General features: G+C 61.1%; 14 protein-coding genes and 1 tRNA gene. 10 read left to right on the top strand and 5 right to left on the bottom strand.

The window, feature by feature from the left end; translation table 11 throughout:
* The first annotated feature begins 79 nt into the window (after positions 1-79).
* From SPHINGO391_RS12895 to SPHINGO391_RS12870, 6 genes are all read left to right on the top strand, one after another.
* Positions 80-628 carry a ubiquinol-cytochrome C chaperone family protein gene (locus SPHINGO391_RS12895; protein ID WP_152009202.1) on the top strand — a complete coding sequence of 183 codons (549 nt, stop codon included), beginning with the start codon at positions 80-82 and terminating at the stop codon, positions 626-628.
* The gene (locus tag SPHINGO391_RS12890) at positions 628-1,191 is read left to right on the top strand and encodes a DUF177 domain-containing protein (RefSeq protein ID WP_152009201.1); all 564 of its coding nucleotides are present in this window, start codon (positions 628-630) and stop codon (positions 1,189-1,191) included. The genes SPHINGO391_RS12895 and SPHINGO391_RS12890 overlap by 1 nt, the downstream gene beginning before the upstream one ends.
* Positions 1,192-1,287: 96 nt before the next feature.
* Positions 1,288-2,346, top strand: coding sequence for a phosphate acyltransferase PlsX (gene plsX, locus SPHINGO391_RS12885; protein ID WP_152009200.1), 1,059 nt, complete (start codon positions 1,288-1,290; stop codon positions 2,344-2,346).
* A 9-nt stretch (positions 2,347-2,355) separates the two neighbouring features.
* Positions 2,356-3,327, top strand: a complete 972-nt coding sequence (locus tag SPHINGO391_RS12880; protein ID WP_152009199.1) for a beta-ketoacyl-ACP synthase III — start codon at positions 2,356-2,358, stop codon at positions 3,325-3,327.
* Positions 3,328-3,497: 170 nt separating this feature from the next.
* Positions 3,498-3,821: an integration host factor subunit alpha gene (locus SPHINGO391_RS12875; protein ID WP_152009198.1), complete on the top strand. Its 324-nt coding sequence runs from the start codon at positions 3,498-3,500 to the stop codon at positions 3,819-3,821.
* Positions 3,822-4,090: 269 nt separating this feature from the next.
* A complete protein-coding gene (locus SPHINGO391_RS12870; protein ID WP_152009197.1) occupies positions 4,091-4,633 on the top strand; it encodes a MerR family transcriptional regulator in 543 nt (180 codons plus the stop codon).
* A gap of 90 nt (positions 4,634-4,723) precedes the next feature.
* On the opposite strand, the gene SPHINGO391_RS12865 is transcribed toward SPHINGO391_RS12870, so the two are convergent.
* Both SPHINGO391_RS12865 and SPHINGO391_RS12860 read right to left on the bottom strand, forming a co-directional pair.
* Positions 4,724-4,927 (bottom strand): hypothetical protein, encoded by a 204-nt coding sequence (locus tag SPHINGO391_RS12865; RefSeq protein ID WP_152009196.1) that lies wholly within the window; start codon positions 4,925-4,927, stop codon positions 4,724-4,726.
* The gene (locus SPHINGO391_RS12860) at positions 4,924-5,922 is read right to left on the bottom strand and encodes a LysR family transcriptional regulator (protein WP_152009195.1); all 999 of its coding nucleotides are present in this window, start codon (positions 5,920-5,922) and stop codon (positions 4,924-4,926) included. The genes SPHINGO391_RS12865 and SPHINGO391_RS12860 overlap by 4 nt, the downstream gene beginning before the upstream one ends.
* Before the next feature lie 166 nt (positions 5,923-6,088).
* Here SPHINGO391_RS12860 and SPHINGO391_RS12855 point away from each other — a divergent pair, with 166 nt between their 5' ends.
* Both SPHINGO391_RS12855 and SPHINGO391_RS12850 read left to right on the top strand, forming a co-directional pair.
* The gene (locus SPHINGO391_RS12855) at positions 6,089-7,228 is read left to right on the top strand and encodes a GNAT family N-acetyltransferase (RefSeq protein WP_193217279.1); all 1,140 of its coding nucleotides are present in this window, start codon (positions 6,089-6,091) and stop codon (positions 7,226-7,228) included.
* Positions 7,229-7,240: 12 nt separating this feature from the next.
* Positions 7,241-7,507 (top strand): hypothetical protein, encoded by a 267-nt coding sequence (locus SPHINGO391_RS12850; RefSeq protein ID WP_152009193.1) that lies wholly within the window; start codon positions 7,241-7,243, stop codon positions 7,505-7,507.
* Between the two features lie 187 nt (positions 7,508-7,694).
* Here the strand turns inward: SPHINGO391_RS12850 and SPHINGO391_RS12845 are convergent, their stop codons facing one another.
* On the bottom strand, positions 7,695-9,350 hold the full coding sequence (locus SPHINGO391_RS12845) for a sensor histidine kinase (protein ID WP_152009192.1): 1,656 nt from the start codon (positions 9,348-9,350) through the stop codon (positions 7,695-7,697).
* Positions 9,351-9,648: 298 nt separating this feature from the next.
* Here SPHINGO391_RS12845 and SPHINGO391_RS12840 point away from each other — a divergent pair, with 298 nt between their 5' ends.
* The gene (locus SPHINGO391_RS12840) at positions 9,649-10,326 is read left to right on the top strand and encodes a nitroreductase (RefSeq protein WP_152009191.1); all 678 of its coding nucleotides are present in this window, start codon (positions 9,649-9,651) and stop codon (positions 10,324-10,326) included.
* A gap of 90 nt (positions 10,327-10,416) precedes the next feature.
* A tRNA-Pro gene (locus SPHINGO391_RS12835) sits at positions 10,417-10,493 on the top strand.
* Between the two features lie 70 nt (positions 10,494-10,563).
* On the opposite strand, the gene SPHINGO391_RS12830 is transcribed toward SPHINGO391_RS12835, so the two are convergent.
* Both SPHINGO391_RS12830 and SPHINGO391_RS12825 read right to left on the bottom strand, forming a co-directional pair.
* Positions 10,564-11,829 (bottom strand): O-antigen ligase family protein, encoded by a 1,266-nt coding sequence (locus SPHINGO391_RS12830; protein ID WP_244615182.1) that lies wholly within the window; start codon positions 11,827-11,829, stop codon positions 10,564-10,566.
* On the bottom strand, positions 11,826-13,391 hold the full coding sequence (locus tag SPHINGO391_RS12825; protein WP_193217278.1) for an undecaprenyl-phosphate glucose phosphotransferase: 1,566 nt from the start codon (positions 13,389-13,391) through the stop codon (positions 11,826-11,828). The genes SPHINGO391_RS12830 and SPHINGO391_RS12825 overlap by 4 nt, the downstream gene beginning before the upstream one ends.
* Positions 13,392-13,429 lie beyond the last annotated feature (38 nt).

The raw sequence follows: 13,429 nt of genomic DNA, 5'->3' as shown, positions 1-13,429 counted from the left end.
TAAACCAGCTTCCGCACGGATGCAACACGCCAGTCTCTTGCAGTTGCGATGATATCCATCGGCCATTGAAGGCATTTTCATGATCTGGAACCTGTTCAAGCGAAAAAAATCCAATCAGGCTCTGGTTGAAAGGCAATATGCCGAAATCACCAGGGCGGCGCGGGTGCCGGCCTTCTACGAATCGATGGGCGTTCCCGACACTGTTCTGGGTCGTTTCGAGATGATTTCCATCCATCTCATACTGTATTTGCGCCGAACCGGCAAAGCCGGAGAGCCCTCGAGGGCGCTGGCCCAGGACATCGTCGATGCCTTCTTCGAGGACGTCGATCACTCGATCCGCGAACTTGGCATCGGCGATATGGGGGTGCCCAAGCGCATGAAAAAGCTCGCCCGCATGTTCTATGGCCGGGTCCAATCCTACGGCCAGGCGGTGGACGCCGGCGACCGGCAGGCCCTGATTGATGCGCTCAAGCGCAATCTTCACCCCGAAAGCGGTGATGCCGCACCGCCGATGCAGGCGCTCGCCGACTGGATGATCGCAACCGCCAGCACCCTTGAAGAGGTGCCGGATGAAACCCTTGCGGCCGGCCGGTTGACGTTCAATGCTTCCGACCGGGAGGTTGCATGATGACCGAGGCAGAAAAGGACCTGTTCGCCTACGAGGTCAAGGTCAGCCATGTGTCGGCCAATCCGATCACGGTCAGGATTGCCGCGGACACTGCTGATCTGCAGCGATTGGCCAGGCAGTGGGGCGTGCCTGAGGTATTGAAGTTCGAGGCCGAACTCTCCCTTGGCCGCTGGAAGCGCGACGGTGTGCGGGTGAAGGGCCATGTCAGCTCCGAAATCGTTCAGGACTGTGTCGTCACCCTCGATCCGGTGCAGCAGCAGATCGAGGAGGATGTCGAAGCTGTCTTCCTTCCCGAGAATTCGCGCCTGGCACAACGGGCCGTCGACGGCAATGGCGAGATGTTTCTTGATCCGGACGGGCCGGACCTGCCCGAACTGTTCAGCGGCGATTCGATCGATGTCGGCGCGGTCGCTGCCGAGTTCGCGGCGCTCTCGATTGACGAGTATCCGCGAAAGCCGGGCCTGGACTATGCGGACCGGATCGAGAGTGATCCGTCGGTGGACAAAAAACCGTCACCTTTTGCGGTTTTGCAAGGTCTCAAGCGCGACGATTCCGCTTCTTGACGCCATGTGCGACGACAAAGCGGTTGTACGCAGAGCGAAAACGGGTATTTTCTGCCGACTAATCCGGCCCGAAGAGCCGGGGACAAAGGACGGGGCGTGATCAGGATTGCGGTTGATTTGATGGGGGGCGACCACGGCCCCAAGGTTGTCGTGCCCGGCGTCGCCAAAGCGCTGGAGCGTCATCCCGACATCCGCTTTTCCCTGTTCGGCCTCGAGAGCGAATGCAGCCCTGTGCTCGACAAGTACCCTGCGCTCCGCGAAGCCTCGACATTCGTGCCTTGCGAGGTCGCCGTCAGCATGGACGACAAGCCCAGCCAGGCTCTGCGCCACGGCAGGTATCGCTCGTCGATGTGGCGCGCCATCGAGGCGGTGAAGACCGGCGATGCCGATGTCTGTGTCTCCGCGGGCAACACCGGCGCACTGATGGCGATGTCGCGCTTCTGCCTGCGCACAATGGCCAACATCGACCGGCCGGCCATCGCCGCCATCTGGCCCACGATGAAGGGTGAGAGCATCGTTCTTGATGTGGGCGCCACCGTTGGCGCCGATGCCCAGCAGCTCATCGACTTCACCATGATGGGTGCGGCGATGGCGCGCGCTCTGTTCGAGATCGAAAAGCCGACCGTCGGTCTGCTCAACATCGGCGTCGAGGAGATCAAGGGGCAGGAGGAAGTCAAGGAAGCCGGTCGGCTGATCCGCGAGGCCGCGATGCCGAGTTTTGATTATTACGGCTTCGTCGAGGGTGACGACATCGGCAAGGGAACCGTCGACGTGGTGGTGACCGAGGGGTTTTCCGGTAACATCGCGCTCAAGACCGCCGAAGGTACCGCCCGCCAGATCGCAAGTTATCTTCGCGCGGCGATGTCGCGCACCCTGATGGCGCGCATCGGCTACGTCTTCGCCAAGGGCGCGTTCGACCTGCTGCGTGAGAAGATGGATCCCGGCAAGGTCAATGGCGGGGTCTTTCTCGGCCTGAACGGCATCGTCATCAAGAGCCATGGCGGGGCCGACGTTGAAGGTTTTGCGGCAGCCGTCGATGTCGGCTATGACATGGCCCGCAACGGTCTAAAGGCCAAAATCGAACATGATCTCAAACTTTTTCACACGCGCCGCTCGGCACTTGCTGTTTCGGTCGGTGACACTTCTTCCAGCTAGGATGCCAGCATGATCCGTTCCGTCGTTCGTGGTTTCGGGGCCCACCTCCCTGAACGCATCATGAAAAACACTGATATGGAAGGTGTCGTCGAAACCAGCGACGAATGGATCGTGCAGCGCACCGGTATTCGCCAGCGCCACATTGCCGGCGAAGGCGAAACAACGGCGTCGCTGGGCGAGATGGCAGCACGTCAGGCGCTCGAGCGGGCCAACATGACCCCAGACGATATCGATCTTATCGTCTGCGCCACGTCCACGCCGGACAACACGTTTCCTGCCACCGCGGTCAATATCCAGAACCGGCTTGGCATGCATCACGGCGCAGCCTTTGACCTTCAGGCCGTCTGCTCGGGCTTTGTTTTCGCCGTCACTACGGCCGACAGCTACATCAAGTCCGGACTGGCCAAGCGCGTCCTTGTTATCGGAGCGGAGACGTTCTCGCGCATTCTTGACTGGAACGACCGCACAACCTGCGTTCTGTTCGGCGATGGCGCCGGCGCCATCGTGCTCGAAGCCGTCGAAGGAGAGGGCACCAATGCCGACCGGGGTGTTCTCACCGCGCATCTGCGTTCCGACGGGGCGCATCGCGAGAAGCTCTATGTCGATGGCGGCCCTTCGACGACCGGCACTGTCGGTCATTTGCGCATGCAGGGGCGGGAAGTGTTCAAGCATGCCGTCGGCATGATCACCGATGTCATCGAAGCTGCCTATGAAGCGACCGGCCTCGGTTCCAGCGACATCGACTGGTTCGTGCCCCACCAGGCAAATCGCCGGATCATCGACGCTTCGGCGCGCAAGCTCGGGATCGATGATGGCAAGGTGGTCATAACCGTTGACCATCACGGCAACACCTCCGCCGCGTCCATTCCGCTGGCGCTCAACGAGGCGGCTTCGGATGGCAGGATAAAGCAAGGTGATCTTGTTCTGCTGGAAGCGATGGGCGGCGGTTTCACCTGGGGATCGGTGCTGTTGCGCTGGTAACCGTCAGGTTTTCTCAACGGAAAATTAACCCTTCCGGGGTCGCTGTTTAGGTGCAGCGCAGTAATGCGGGCGCATTTATGGGAGTTGCTTGACCTTGAGGAACATGATCCATAAAGTTATCGGACTGCATCTACGGGCGGCGGGGAAGCTCACCAGTTTGGTTGGAAAAAATGAGTGGTAAAACAATTACCAGGGCTGATCTTGCGGAGGCGGTTTTCCGCAAGGTCGGGCTCTCTCGAACCGAGTCAGCAGAGCTCGTCGAGATGGTCATAGACGAAGTCTGCAGCGCCATCGTGCGTGGCGACAGCGTCAAGCTCTCGTCCTTTGCGACCTTCCAGGTGCGCGACAAGAAGGAACGCATCGGCCGCAATCCCAAGACCGGCGAGGAAGTGCCGATCAGCCCGCGCCGGGTCATGACCTTCAAGGCCTCCAACGTGCTCAAGAACCGTGTTCTGAAGGGGCATCTGGCCCGAAAAGGCAAAGCCAAGTCCTGAGCGGCCCTGGCACGAGACCAAGCGGTCCCGGGCAATGCCGAGACAGGGCGGTGCAGGTCCTGCTTCAGATCGCACTTGATATTTTTCACGCAAACCTTTGAAATGACGGTTCCCTGATGCGCTGTTGCCGCGATTCGGGGCGCCTTTGCACAGATTGCTGGCGGCGCTCGACATGCCGTTGGTGCCCACTGTGGTGCGCATCAGATTGGAATTTGGCAGGTTTTCCGTCCGGTTCATCCGGCGGGGCTGCCTGAGATCGGAGTGGTCCAATGGACAAGAGCCCTGACGCGTTCCGGACAATATCGGAAGTGGCCGAAGACCTGGATCTTCCGCAGCACGTTTTGAGGTTCTGGGAAACCAGGTTCACCCAGATCAAGCCGATGAAACGCGGCGGCGGCCGTCGTTATTACAGGCCCGATGACATCGAACTGCTCAAGGGCATCCGGATCCTGCTCTATGATCAGGGATACACGATCAAGGGCGTGCAGAAACTGCTCAAGCAGAACGGCAACAAGTTCGTCATTGCCATTGGCAGCGGGGACATGGCCGCGGTGGAGGCTCTATCGGCCACAATCGCGGAAGAAAAGCCCGCTCCGCGCCCAGCCGCGCCGGCGGAGGAAGACCAACTGGTCGGCAAGCCGCGGCTGCCGTCGACGCGCCGGTTTTTCGGTCTCGGCGGCGATGCCGGCAAGTCCGAGGCCGAGGCGCCGGAGCCGGGAGCAGGCGGTCTCAAACGGGATGATCGCGCGCTGCTTCAGGAGGCTCTTTACGACCTGCTCGAATGCAAGCGGCTGCTTGACCAGGTGCGCTGAGCTTCTACAGCGCAAATTCTACCCTCCATCGGAAACGATCCAGGGCGGTATTCAGCAGCATGAAATTCTACAGCCTGAACATGAAATCCGTCAGTTGAGCAGCTTGCATTGCAGGCTGCGCGCCTCGGCGATCGCGGCTTCAAGATGGGCCTCCAGATGCCCGAGTTTCTTGGCCTTGGCCAGGGCCAGGGCCATCTCCAGCTGCATGAGGACCATGACGATGCGGTCATGTTCATCCTGTGTCGCAAGGGTGACGATTTCCGGAGCAGGGCGGGGAAGACGGGGCAAGCTCATGAGCGGGCGGTAAACCCTTCGAAATAGGATCTGAGATCCTCGCGCGAAAACTGCTTCTCGATTTCCTGCGGCGTCATGGTGTCGGCTCCGAACCAGGGAAACCTTCGTTCGTCAAAGCTGTCCGTAAGGAAATCGATGAAGTTCCTGTGCCGGGCGCTCTTGGCGATCTCGGGATGGGTTGCGAGCCAGATCTCGACACGGAAGTCGAACCCGAGATCGACATGTTCCACATCGCCGCCGATCGCCCGGGCATAATTCGGCATCAGGCCGATGCCTGCACCCTTCGCAACGGCCCAGTAATGCGCCGAGGAGAAATTGGTCTTCATCCGCACTATGCGCTCGGCGATTTTTGGGCCGAACACCTTGTCCAGCTCGTAGCCGCGCAACTGGTCGGTCTGCTGCTCGACCACACGGTGATTGACCATGTCGGCCACGCTCTTTGGCCGTCCGAACTGTTCGAGGTAGCTCGAACTGGCAAATGGCAGCAGATGCAGATAGCCCAGCCGCTTGACCTTGAGTTCGGGCCGGTTGGGCATTTCCAGCTGCACCGAGATATCGGCTTCCATGCGCAAGACGTCGACCGAGCGCATGGCGCATTGCAGCTCGATACGGTTCTGCGCCCCGGTTTCGTTCATGTAGTCGACAATGCGCGGGGTCAGCCAGAAGCTGCCCAGACCCTCGGTGATGGCGAGGCGGATCGGGCCGTTCGCCTCGCGCTCCGCCATCGCTGCAACACGCCACATGTCCGAGACCGAGCTTTCGACATCGCGTGCCGCAAGCACGACCCGGCGGCCTTCGTCGGTCAGCCTTACGCCCTCGGCCTCACGGAACAGCAGCAGATAGCCGAGCTGGTCTTCAAGCCGCGAGATCGTGCGCCGTGCGGTGTTGACCGACATGCCCAGCTCTTCCGAAGCCTTGCGGAAGCTGTTGAGCCGCGCGACAGCAAGAAAGATCCGGATGCTGTTCCAATCGGCATTGCGCCACTGGTGTTCCATGGGTGGAACTCTCTGTTACAATCTTTGCCAAAGTCAACGCGGTTCTGCACGGTTACTCTACCCCAACTGGAAGGGGTATCAGGCCATGTCAGCCACACCACAAAATAGTTTTTCATCATCAAAAGCAAGTGCATTGGCTGCGGAGGCGGCTTTGGAAGCCCAACGCATGCAGCGCGCTGCGGCCATGGTGAGCGTGACCAACCGGCTCGAACCGGCCGATGTCCCGCGCCTGCTTGAAGCGGCGGGAAAGGCCATCGGCCGGCTGGCCGAGCCTGGGACGGTGATCAGGGTGGCTGAACGCAACGCCGATTCGGTCTGGCTGTTCACCCGGCGAGGCCGCAGCCGGCCCGAGGGGTTCATGTCGGCGCTTTTGCTCAACGAGGCAGGTCGTTCGGCGCTTTTCGAGGGAACGCTCAACCTGCTTGATCCGCAGGACGAGTATCTGGTCAGCCAGCACGAACGTCCTGCGGCGATCTATGTCTGGGCCAGCTTTACGCCCGGTGTGCTGGCAGCCGGCATCAACCGCGTGATGGACCGGTTTGATTCGCCCCATTACGCCGAGGCCGACATCATCTCGACATCCTTCACCCTGCGCGGCCACCGCGCCATGGTGCGGCGCGGTTTCGAACAGGGGGTCTGGCACGGCGGACGCCTGATCGAGGATTTCTACATGATCCCGCGCCGGCCGAAGACGCTTTCCGCACGCATGCCAAGCTATGCCACGCATGACCCGGTGCTGCGTCCGACCGGTATCCGTGTGGTCAACGGTTTTGACGACATGATGCGGGTCGCCGCCGTCCGCTCCGCTGTCTACATCGGAGAGCAGTCCTGCCCCTACAACGAGGAATTCGACGGCAACGATCTCGCCGCGACCCATTTGCTGGCGCTGGTCGACAATGAGCCGGCGGGGTGCATGCGGCTACGTTTCTTCGGTGATTTCGCCAAGCTCGAGCGGCTTGCCGTGCGACGCGAGTTCCGCACCTCGCGGACCGCTTTCCAGCTCGTGCGGGCCAGTGTCGCGCTGTGCAGGGAAAAGGGGTTCCGGCGCATCTACGGTCACGCGCGCGAAGATTACCTGAACTTCTGGCAGCATTTCGGTTTCAGTCTCAAGGAAAATGGCGCGCCGTTCGCGTTCTCCGATCATGTTTTCGTCGAGATGGCGGACGATATCGAACCTTCGCCCACCGCGCTGTCGCTGAAGGATGACCCCTATCGCCTGATCCGGCCCGAAGGGGCCTGGCATGTTCCCGGCCCGCTTGAAGCCTCGGCCGCGCGCCATCCCGACCTGCAAGCAGCCCGGGCCTGAAAGGAAGCATCGATGACAACAGACGCCGGTTCCTATGCCTGGATCATTCGTACGCTTGTAACCTGCAGGGAGGAAGCCGACCGGATGCAGTTGAACGATCTCAGCCGTCTCATCAACATGGCCGTGTTGCAGACCGCGCTGGACTGGGAGGGAGAAGAGCCTTCCAGAGTGTCGAACACGAACCTTGAAGCCCTGTTGCGGCTCAAGATGAAACTCGCGTTTTCGGAACGAAGCGACAATGTCTTCGTTCTGAACTCGAAAACCGCCGGGGAAGCCTAACGACCTGCGGTTTGCCGGGCGGGTGCAAGGGTTGACGCCACCGCATGCGGCGCGCCCGCCCGGTTTTCTCATTTACCTGCCGCTGCCTCGGGCGGGATTGGCATGCCGGACTGACACCCGGGGATGGCAAAAGCTACTCAAGGCCTCTGCCGCTTTGCTGGTGAAAGCGGCATCGACTTCAACAGGGTCAGCCCAGAAGTGTCCGGTTCAGGGTCGCCACCGGAGCATTGAGAACCCACACCAGCCCCGTCGGGCAATAGTTGATCTCCGTCTGGCCGTTCAGCGCCGCACTCAGGTGACGATCGAGGATCTGTGTGCCGAAACTTGTCTGCTCGGGCTCTGTCACCGCCGGCCCGCCGCTTTCCTGCCAGCGCAGTTCGAGCCGCTCGCCGGCCTCGCTCTGCTGCACCGACCAGCTGATTTCGACCTTGCCGGTCTCGACGCTGAGCGCGCCATATTTCGAGGCATTGGTGGCAAGCTCGTGGATCGCCATTCCGAGATTCTGAACGGCGTCCGAGCCGAGCGAAAATTCTCCCCCTTCGAGCACGATATTGCCGCCGATCGAGCCGAATGTGCGCACATGGTTTTCGATCAGGTCCCTCAGCGTGATTGCCTTCCACTCGCTGGCGGTCAGCAGGTCGATCGACTGCCCGAGACCGGCAATCCGGTCTGCCGTCGATGCCACCAGGTCCTGCGGGGTCTTGGCCTTTTTCGAGCTCTGGCGGACCATGGCGAGCACGATCGAGATCAGGTTCTTGGTCCGGTGTGCAAGTTCCTGCGTGACGATGGTCAGCTGTTCTTCCTTCTGGCTCCGGTCATAGGACGCGTTCGACAGCGCCCGCGCAATCAGGTCGAGTTCGCTGATCCGGGTGTGGATTGGCGAAACAACGCGACCGTGACCGACACCTTCCGCCATGCGGGAGATGCCGCGTACCTCGTTCCGGATCAGCTTCGTGCCGGCGTAGATGACGACAACGCACACCCCCAGCAGCACAAGCGTGCCCAGGATGAGCATTTTCCAGGTCTTGAGGATCGGCGCCTGTGCGGAGGCAAGGGGGCCCGATATCACCGCGTTCCACGGGGTCCCGCGGATCGGTGCATAAGCGAGGACCAGCTCCTCCGGGCCGTCGAAGTGCGAGATGAACGGCAGGCTGGAGACATCTTCGGCGCGAATGTCGACCGGCAATATGTCGGGGGTGGTCATTTGGACCGATATCGGACTTTCAGGCACGAGCGTATTGCCGTCGCCATCAATGATTGCGGCTGTCCAGCCATCGGGAAGCGGCAATTCTGCCATCGCACCAGCCAGGTCGTCCGCGTTCATGGTGGTCACCAGCATGCGGGCATCGGATACCACCGAGACGTCCACCGGCTTGAGCACGTTGAACACCCATTTCCTCGAGGTTCTTCCCATGAAGAAGTTGGAAACGACCGGCCTGCCGGTTTCCATCGCCCTCCTGAAGCCGTCGCTATCCGATATGGTCCCCAGCGGCGCGCCATAGTCGACCCGGGTGTTGAGCAACTGCCTGCCGGCCTCGTCGACGACGATGACGAACTGGCCTGTCTCACGCAAGGCAAACTCGCTCCGCCGATGGAACGTTTTGAGGTCGCCATTGGCGAGTTCCTCAGTCGAGGCCAGCAGGTTGACGGTCGTCGTCATGCTGTTGATCACCGGCTCGACAGCGCGCGCGATGCTCTGCGCGGAGCGCAACGTTCGCCGGTCGACAGAGTCGGCTTCGCTCGATTGAAGCTGCGCGGCCAGAAACCACAGAAACAGGCTGAACGGAGCAACGATCGCGAACAGCGAAAAAGTCAGCCATGTCGAAATTGAGTATCGTCGCAACGCGATTTCCGCCTGTAATCACACGCAGGAGACAGTTAAAGCCATCCGGAAACTTGTCAATTAACATAGGTTAACCGGCTGCCCTGCCGGCAAGTCGAAGGGATCATATTTGAAGACATTCCGACACAAAAGCGTTTCAAGAATGGCCCCCAACAGCGTCCGGCGGTGTTTCAGGCCTCCTGAGCTACGGTTCGCGGCGTCCTCGCTGTCTAGTGTTTGAAAACCGCACCAACATCGGGTAGCCATGCGTTCGGCAGGGCCGTCCGGCTCGACCTTTTTTCCAACCGGGGGCGAACTTATGAATCTTGATCAGGCGATGCAGGACCGTCGTTCCATCCGGGGATTCCTCGACAAGCCGGTTCCGCGTGATCTGCTTGAGGAGGTGATTGCGCTCGCCAACCGCGCGCCCTCGTCAATGAACACCCAGCCCTGGCACCTGCACGTGCTGACCGGTGAGCCGCTGGAACGGGTCCGCAAGGGCAATACCGAACGCATGCTCGCCGGCGTCACGCCGAGCCGCGAGATCGAGGATTACGCCGCCTATGAGGGCGAGCACCGCAAGCGCCAGATCGAGATCGCCGTGCAGCTGTTCGAAGCCATGGGAATCGAACGCCATGACGCCGAGCGCCGGCAGGACTGGGTGATGCGCGGCTTTCGCCAGTTCGATGCGCCGGTCTCCGTTGTTGTCTGCTTCGACCGCGATCTGCTGGGTAACACCATCGCCCATTTCGACACCGGCGCCATGACCTATGGTCTGGTTCTGGCGGCCTGGAGCAGGGGACTTGGCGCGGTAATCAACGGCCAGGGCATCATGCAGAGCCCGGTTGTGCGTGACGTGGCCGGCATTCCCGAGGACCAGGTGATCCTGACCTGCGTGGCGCTCGGCTGGCCCGACGACGAGTTCATTGCCAATTCCGTCGTCTCCCGCCGCCGCCCGGCGGAGAACGTCACCCGGTTCCTGGGCTTCGGCGATTGAGCGCTGCCACGGCTTTTCCCGGTTTTTCCCTAAGAGCCGACATTTTGCTCTTGCCCGCAAAACACTGATGATCTAAGCCCTGTCCCCAGTCGGAGCGTAGCGCAGCCCGGTAGCGCACTTGTCTGGGGGACAAGGGGTCGTGGGTTCGAATCCCGCCGCTCCGACCATTTTCGAAAATCAGCAATGTTTGAAACTGCCGCACTCAAGAACGGCGGCGATTGCGTGTCTCGGCAGACCTCAGGCGGGCAGGGGGCGTTGATGCAGTTCAGCCCCAGACCGCAGCCGTGCCTGCCAGCGCATTTCCAGCGCGTAGCATCCCCAGACGATGCCCATCAGCAGGTAGAAATGCCGCCAGTGGTCGGTGTCGATCACGTTGCCGATGATCATGTGTCCTATCAGGACGATGTAGCCGATCATCAGGTAAGGTTGCCACGGCCGGTCACGCAGCAGGTACCGGAAGCCCAGCACCAGCGTCCATGCGATCAGCGTCACGTAGCTGACAAAGCCCAGCCAGCCATAGTCCATCAGTGCCTTGAGCCAGATATTGTGCGTATCCTCACCCCACATCAGCCCGAACTCCAGCGGCCCGATGCCGAGCGGATGCTCCATTGCCATCAGGAAGCCGATGGCGTGGCGCTCGAAGCGCCCGTGCCGGGCACCGTCATAGGATTGCACCAGCTTGGCGCGGTCGGAGAAAAGATCGGCGATCTGGTCGAACTGCAGCGCCACGATGATTGCTCCAATCAGCAGCAGCGTGCCGATCAGCGTCATCACCAGGATCTTCAGCCGGAAGGCGCCGGTGCGTTCCTTGATCAGCATGGTGAACACCAGCAGAACCATGGTGATGGCGAGCAGGCCCCAGGCTGCGCGTGAGAACGAGAAGAACACGCCGAGTGCCAGGATCACCAGGCCGATCACGCGCAACGGAGCAGCCTTCAGGGTGCCGGTCAGCAGCCCGTGCATCAGGTAGAGCGCCGGCAGCACCAGGTAGGGGCCGAACACGTTCGGGTCCTGAAAGGCGCCCATCGCCCGGCCATAGCGGGTGAACACCTCGCCGCCGGGCAGCACACCGAGATAGCCCAGGATGCCGAGAAGCGCGGTGATTATTGCGGCCGCCACATAGGCCCGGAAGATCAGCACAAGACGCCGCTGGTCGGCTTCGATGATGGCGGCGAAGAATATCGACGTGAAGGCAAGGAACAGCGACACGGCGATGTACATCGGCGTGTCCTTGACGTTGTCCATCGTCAGGATCGAGAACATGCCGCCGATGTTGAAGACCACGAAGAGCACGATCAGCGGTGCGATGTGTTTCGACAACCGGAGCCCGAACACTGCCCAGATTGCGATCAGCACGACCAGGAACAGCTCATAGGGTGCGGGTTCGTTGATCACGAAGCCCGAAAGGAAGACGCCGAAGGCCACCAGCAGCGAGGCCAGCATCGAGATCGCTGCGCGTTGCGGCTGAAACAGGGCAGGTGCTGGAAGGACGGCGCTGGTCAATAGGCGTTTTCCGTGTTGAAGAGCCGGATCGGCGTCAGGAAAAGGATCTTGAGATCGAACAGAAGAGACCAGTTCTCGATGTAGTAGAGATCGCAGGCCGTACGTTTCTTGATCTTCTCGTCGTTGTCGATCTCACCGCGCCAGCCATTGATCTGGGCCCAACCGGTGACCCCGGGCTTGACCCTGTGGCGGGCGAAGTAACCGTCCACCACTTCGGCAAACAGCCGGTCATGAGCCGCGGCCACCACTGCATGCGGCCGCGGCCCGACCAGCGAAAGATCACCCCTCAAGACGTTGAAGAACTGCGGCAATTCATCAATCGAGGTTTTACGGATGAAACGGCCGACCTTGGTGACGCGCGGATCGCCCTTGGTCACCGCCGCGCGCGCCGTGGGGTCGCATTGCTCGGTGTACATCGAACGGAACTTGAGCACGGAAATGACTTCATTGTTGAAGCCATGGCGTTTCTGGCGGAACAGCACCGGTCCCCTGGAATCGAGCTTGATGGCGATCGCCGTGCCGATCATGACCGGCCAGAGGACGGCAATGGCCAGCAGCGAGAAGAAGATATCGAAGATCCGCTTGGCCACCGAATCCCAGTCGGTGATCGGCCGGTCGAAGATGTCGAGCATCGGCACGGCGCCGACATAGGAATAGGCGCGGGGACGGAACCTGAGCTTGTTGGCGTGCGCGGCGAGGCGAATGTCGAGTGGCAGGATCCAGAGCTTCTTCAACAGTTCGAGAACCCGCGATTCCGCATTCAGCGGCATCGCGATGATCAGCATGTCGATCCGCGCCATGCGTGCAAACTCCACCAGCGCGTCGATGTTTCCCAGTTTCGGGTACCCGGCGATCATCGGCGGCGACCGCCGCTCGTCCCGGTCATCGAAAAAGCCGCAGATGCGGATATCATTGTCGGCGTCCTGCTCGATCGAGCGGATCAGGCCCTTGGCGATCTCGCCGCCGCCGACGATGACCGCCCGCCGTTCCATGATCCCGTTCCGGGCCCAGCGCCTGATGCCGAAGGCGACGACATTGCGCACGATGATCAGCCCGACCGCGCCGGAGACGTACCACGCCGCAAACCAGAACCGCGAGAACGCCAGGCCATACTGCATGAAGAACGCCAGCACGGAGATGATGGCGAAGGCAATGGTCCAGGCGCTCAGCACCTTGGGCAAGGTTCGTAGCGCGCTTCTGAGTGCGGGAACCTGGTAGCCGTCGGCAATCTGGATCAGCAGCACCGCCAGGGTCGAGCCGATCAGGATGGCCGGAAGATAGAGATAGACGGTCGCATCGCTCGACAGGCCGACATAGAGGGCATGGACGATGAAACCGGTCAGCGCCAGCAAGGCGAATTCCGCAAGCCGCAGCGAACCGATGATCATCGTTGGGGAGTAGTTCTCCTGCGACAGACGGTTGGCGGTCTGGCGTGCCAGGCGGCTCATTTCGACCGCCGGCTTTCCATCCGCGCCCTCCAGGCTCGGCTTGACCTTGATGTCGGCCAAGGCCTTGCGGATGCCTTCGGAATTGAACGCGTCGTTGCGGTCGAACTTGTTCACGGTCGAACTCTCCCCGGAAACTTACCCCTTGGGGATAG

The organism is Hoeflea sp. EC-HK425 (assembly GCF_902498795.1).
Lineage (GTDB): Bacteria > Pseudomonadota > Alphaproteobacteria > Rhizobiales > Rhizobiaceae > Hoeflea > Hoeflea alexandrii.
This window is presented reverse-complemented; position numbering and strand designations above follow the sequence as displayed.